The organism is Pseudarthrobacter niigatensis (assembly GCF_030812615.1).
GTDB classification, from domain to species: domain Bacteria; phylum Actinomycetota; class Actinomycetes; order Actinomycetales; family Micrococcaceae; genus Arthrobacter; species Arthrobacter niigatensis.
The window spans coordinates 1-5,183 of record NZ_JAUSTB010000027.1; the positions used below are offsets into that span (position 1 = coordinate 1).

Sequence of the window (5,183 nt, forward strand, 5' to 3'; positions counted from 1 at the left end):
ATCGTCGAAGTCCAGGGGCGTTTTTTCGGAAGGCGTCGCAGTCATGCTTGGTTCTATGCACACCTGCCCGGCACGGGGGTCATCGTCGAAGTCCAGGGGCGTTTTTTCGGAAGGCGTCGCAGTCATGCTTGGTTCTATGCACACCTGCCCGGCACGGGGGTCATCGTCGAAGTCCACGGGCGTTTTTTCGGAAGGCGTCGCAGTCATGCTTGGTTCTATGCACACCTGCCCGGCACGGGGCTCCTACCAACTATCGGCATTCGGACATGGACCGCGACCGCCTCAATTCACAATCTGCTTCCCGTCCGCAGCAGCAGTCAATCCCTGTACCAACGAAAACCGACCAAGACCGACCAAGACCGACCGGGCGGTCGGTCTGATTTCCGGATCAAAAACAGCGCCAACAAAGGGAAGTAGGCCCTATCTATCTATCTAAACCGACCAACCAACCTTAAAATACATACATACAGGTACCTCAGCGGTGTTTATGTTTTTCTGCTCAAAACACAACACACTAACTTCTCTCCTAGGTATCTACTGGGCAGGTCGGTTTGGTCGGTTTCACTCCACCAAGGCGAGAAAAACCCCTAGATTCCGCGGAAAAGTCAACCGGATAAGACCGACCACCGGGTAGGTTTCGAAGGCTCTGCGGTCGGTTTCGAGAAGACTATCCCTGGTACAACCGTTTCTTGCTGGTTCAGCACTCCAACACTTCCAGATTAACGTGTGGAGGCCATGGGCTGCAGGATGAGCGAGGATGCGTTCCAGCTGCTGCGGCCAGGCAGGACGGCGCGATCATCACCCTGGTCAGCGGCTACCGTTCCTAATCCACTCAGGCGCAGGTGTATGACGGGCACGTCGGCGCTGTTGGATCCGCGGCTGCCGCTGCTGTCAGCGCGTACCCCAGCTACTCCGAACACCATACCGGCTGGCCAATCGACATCGGTGACGGCGGCGGGGCGTGCAGCTTCGAGCCGTGCTTTGCTGATCAGCCGGCCGCCACCTGGGCCTCAGCCAACGCACACCGATTCGGCTTCGTCATCCGCTACCCGGCCGGCGCCGAAGCGGACACCGGCTACTCCTTCGAACCCTGGCACCTCCGCTACGTCGGCGTCGACGCTGCGACCGAGATCCACGACCAGGGCATCACCCTGGAGGAGTTCACCACCCGCCACTCGCCGAACTGATGGGCCCTGTCAGGGGGTCGTACCTTCGACCCCCACGTCCTCATTGAGGAACACCTGGACCGCGACCACATGCGCCTCCGTCAGCCCCTCGTCCGGGTTCGGCTTCTCTAGCAGGACCGGCCGGCTGTAGTTGTGGGCCCACTCGTGCACGTCCGGTCCGAGGACGTCATCGATCCACGCGACCGCGTCCCAGTCCGCCTCGCCGGCAGCGTCCATCCGGTCGAGCCATCGTGCCACGGACCGGAGCTTCGGCGTCGGCTGTTCATCATCCCCGGGCTTCGGCGTGATCGTCACCCGCAATGGTTCCTGCTCCAGCTGCACGCGTTCTTCCAGTGCAGCAACAACTTCCGGCGGGGAGGTCGAGGCCCACGCAATCCGGCCCTTGGCCGCGAGCCGCAAGACCAGGGCTGCCTTTGCGTCGGACAGTTCCACGGACGGGTCGCCGTCGCCTTGGATTGTCTTCGGGTTCAGCACGCCGTCGATGTCGAGAAGGATGAGCAGCTTCATGACGTGACCCTAGTCTGTGCCACCGGTCCGGCGATAGCCGCCACCCCGTCCGCTTGCCTGCTCCGCTGGCTGGCTCCCCGGCCGCGAACCGGACTGCGGAAAGCCTCCCAGCCGCAGGCGAGAGCGTTTCTGTCCATTAGCGCCAGCCGGGTGGTCTCCCGCCAACCGACAGGCATCGTGAATTCGCATGGATGCCCTCGTTGTCGTCCTCGAACACTCCGCCGCAATCGGTACACCGGAAACGGAAACCGTTCGCGCTGCCGATGTACCGTGGGTTCTCGCGAATCTCACGCATCCGTGCCGCTCTGGCGTCCTTGGCGGCCTGTCGTTCTGCGATCTCGTCGGCATCCCTGGCTTCTGACATCCAGTGTGACCAACGGCGAGGCCCAACGAACCCCGGGTCACCCTCCTGAATGACCGGCCCGTGCACTGGCTCCACCGGCAGACCGGGCGACGATGCAACTGGGCGAGTGACCGTCAACGCAGCCTCCAGTAATGGAGCTGGCCGTTGGTAGAGCGCCGCGCGCGCCTCCTCCGAGATTCTGCTGCCTTGGGCTATTACAGACCACTTGCCGGACGGGAGCGCCGTTACCCAGCTGCCCCTTATGACGTCTGTGCAGTCGGGGCAAGTGAATGCGCGGCGATGTCCGGTGCCTTGTATGCGGTGGACTCCCGCCTTTGCCAATCCTGTCCCAACCGCGGTCAACCAATTGTCGATACGCTTCCGCACATTGTCGAAGTTCTCACTCCTCGGCATCCAGTCGTGGTCGTTGGCCTTCGTTATCCCCGGATCGGTCAGCCGCCAGATCAGCATCGGATGGCCTGCTTTCAGGCAGCGGACCTCGCTCGCCCAGATGGTCATTGCTGCTACGACCGGACGGACACTATCGACACCAGGCCCCCTTGCGGAGCTGATGAACCGCGTCACGCGTTCGGCTTCGGCTCGCGCTGCTTCTTCAGCACGGTGGCGCTTCTCCTCAGCCAGCCGGGCCGCTTCTTCTTGGGCGGCGGCTGCCCGCTCGGCTTCCTCCCGGGCTGAACGCTCACGCTCCTCTAACTGGTGCCGCGGCGTCCCGTACGGCCAGCGAAAGGAGGGAGCCAGCAAGGTGTCTACCATCGTTCCAACCTGACACACCTTTCCGGCGAGAGGCTGGTACGCGATCCAGCTCATGAGGTCGACCGACTCCTCGGGCAGGGGGCTGGTCTTACCGAAGCCGGTCACTATCATCGGCAGCCGCACAACGAATTGCTCGAGGCCATTAGGGACTACCCACACCGGCCCGATGCGATCATCAACGTAGCGCTGGGAGCGGTGCGTGTACTCTTCCTCGGTCTGCTGCGAGAGCTGGACTTCAAAGGCGAGACGCCTCCCGTTTTCGTGGATGGCCAGGACATCTGCCGTCCATGCTCCCTCCGGATGGCGAACCTCCACTTCAGCACTCCACCCAGGGGCCGCATTGATCCTCTCCTTCAGCGCCCGCTTCATCGCCAAGTGCTGGGGTGACTCGGACTTATGCTCCGCCTCGCAGTCCACCAACGGAAGGTGCGCAAAGAACTGCCGGCCCCTGTTTGACGTCACGCGCTTGGCCCGCAGGCCGCACTCGATAAGCACAAGGTCAGGATAGTCAGCCCTGGTTGCCAGCGCGCGCCACTGCACGTGCGGCACCTCAGTCGCGTCGAGCCTCTCACCGTTCAGATACGCCACCAACTGCACTCAAGCTCCCCCGTTTCAGCGATGCATCCTGGCGGTCAATCTACCTGCCAGCCCGGCGCCGCCGCCATCAAGACATCTTGACATCGCCCGGTCCGCCAGCAGCCCCCCACCCCGCCACCGACCCGACGCCTGTCCGCTCCACTGGCTGGCTCCCCGGCCGCGAAGCGGTCGGCGGGCGATAGCCCCAGTCGGTCTGCTGATGCTGTGTGGTCTTGCTGGTGCTGGGTTGGATGTCGCCATATTTAAGAGGGGCTCAGGCGCTTCGCGCCTTCGCCCAACCCCTAAAGTGATCCGGTTCGTTCTCCTTTTCGTCCGTCACACTGTTTGCTGTCTTCGCGTTAACCTCTTGGCCGCTGCGAGGCCTGGCTTCTCGTCGGCGCGGTGCGCCGGGCTGCGCGAGGACCTGGGCGCTGCGCGCCCGGGTCCGTGGGCCCGGCCGCCTGGTGCCGGCGTCGCTGCGCTCCTTGGGGCACCCGGCTGGCTGTCTTCTGGGGGTCGGCTGGCCTTCCCTGCGGGGCTGAGGCGGCTGCGCCGCCCGGTGCGTGCCGCTTATCGTTGGATTCTCGTTTACCCTGGGGCTTCTGGCTGGCTGGATAGGCGCTTCGCGCCGGGGAGTTGGCCCTCAAGATCAGCGTCTCGTGTTCCGTCTCGTTGCACGACTCGGTGGCTTTGCGTGGTCCTTGGCCCGGCTGCCGCCGGGCCGCTTCCTTTCCGTTGGCCTGCTCGTTGTCTGCTCGTTGGTCTCGCTGCTTCGCAGCGGGGCTTCATAGGGGATGGCCTCTTTCAAGGGAGAGGGCTTCGCCCCGGGGAGACGGACTTCGTCCGTCCGGGCCGCGGTCCGTTGGCGATGCGATGCGTCGAACGGATCGTGGCACGGCCAGATGGCTGTGAGGTTCCCCTCGCTGCTGGCGCAGCGTGCTCCACGACTCGATGACTCTGCGCCGAGCGCATCGTTGACCCATGCCTTCCCGGGGCGCAGCCCCTACCACCACAAGGACACCGCAGGACGAGGGCCGGACCGTTCCACGACGTCGCAGCGCGCAGCGCTACCCAACCGGCTCACTGTCAGCCGAGACTGCGAGATGAGGGGCTCATCCTGGGGCGAAGCCCCTTTGCTCGTCGGCCGAAGGCTGTCGGGCTGGACGGCGCAGCCGTCATCGGTTGGGGTCGGCTGAAGGGGCGGAGCCCGCCCACCCGGGGGCGGACGACGATGAGAGGATACATTCCCACCTAAGCCACAGGTAAGAGGGGTGGGGTTAGCCTCTGTTGGTGGACACCTGAAGTAGCGGGATCCTGGGATTCTGCGGGAAGGTGTTCTTGTGAGCACGACACGACGTAAATTCACTCCTGAGTATCGGCGGGAGGCTGCGCGTCTGGTGATTGATACGGGCAGGCCGGTCGCGCCGGTGGCCCGCGAACTGGTCTGGGTGAGCAGTTGCTTGGCCGGTGGGTGGCTCAGGAGAGGGCGCGTTTGGCGGCTCCGGAGGAGTTCGCGGCGGCCGAGACGGAGAAGTCGGAGCTGGAGCGTTTGCGCCGGGAAAATGCGCAGTTGCGGATGGATAACGAGTTCTTGGGAAAAGCCGCAGCCTTCTTCGCCTCCAAGCAGCAGAATCGGAATGCTTCGAACTGATGGAGGCCGAGAAGGCCAACTATCCCGTCCAGCGGATGGCCCGGCTCTTGCGGGTGTCCCGGTCCGGGTTCTATGCCTGGCGCCAACGAGTCCATTCAGAAGCCACGGTTCGCGCCGCGGAGCGGGCGGATCTGGATGTGAAGGT

5 protein-coding genes are annotated in these 5,183 nt (G+C 64.0%); 3 read left to right on the forward strand and 2 right to left on the reverse strand.

Annotated elements, in window-relative coordinates:
• The coding region (locus J2T23_RS19780; RefSeq protein WP_307362922.1) for a hypothetical protein at positions 1 to 417 on the forward strand (417 nt) is incomplete at its 5' end.
• Between the two features lie 425 nt (positions 418 to 842).
• Positions 843 to 1,187: a M15 family metallopeptidase gene (locus tag J2T23_RS19785; RefSeq protein ID WP_307362925.1), complete on the forward strand. Its 345-nt coding sequence runs from the start codon at positions 843 to 845 to the stop codon at positions 1,185 to 1,187.
• A 9-nt stretch (positions 1,188 to 1,196) separates the two neighbouring features.
• On the opposite strand, the gene J2T23_RS19790 is transcribed toward J2T23_RS19785, so the two are convergent.
• Positions 1,197 to 1,694, reverse strand: a complete 498-nt coding sequence (locus tag J2T23_RS19790; RefSeq protein ID WP_307362929.1) for an HAD domain-containing protein — start codon at positions 1,692 to 1,694, stop codon at positions 1,197 to 1,199.
• Positions 1,695 to 1,830: 136 nt separating this feature from the next.
• Positions 1,831 to 3,399 carry a competence protein CoiA gene (locus tag J2T23_RS19795; RefSeq protein ID WP_307362932.1) on the reverse strand — a complete coding sequence of 523 codons (1,569 nt, stop codon included), beginning with the start codon at positions 3,397 to 3,399 and terminating at the stop codon, positions 1,831 to 1,833.
• A gap of 1,480 nt (positions 3,400 to 4,879) precedes the next feature.
• On the opposite strand from J2T23_RS19795, the gene J2T23_RS19905 reads away from it, so the two are divergent.
• Positions 4,880 to 5,038: a hypothetical protein gene (locus J2T23_RS19905; protein ID WP_370871473.1), complete on the forward strand. Its 159-nt coding sequence runs from the start codon at positions 4,880 to 4,882 to the stop codon at positions 5,036 to 5,038.
• Positions 5,039 to 5,183: the final 145 nt, after the last annotated feature.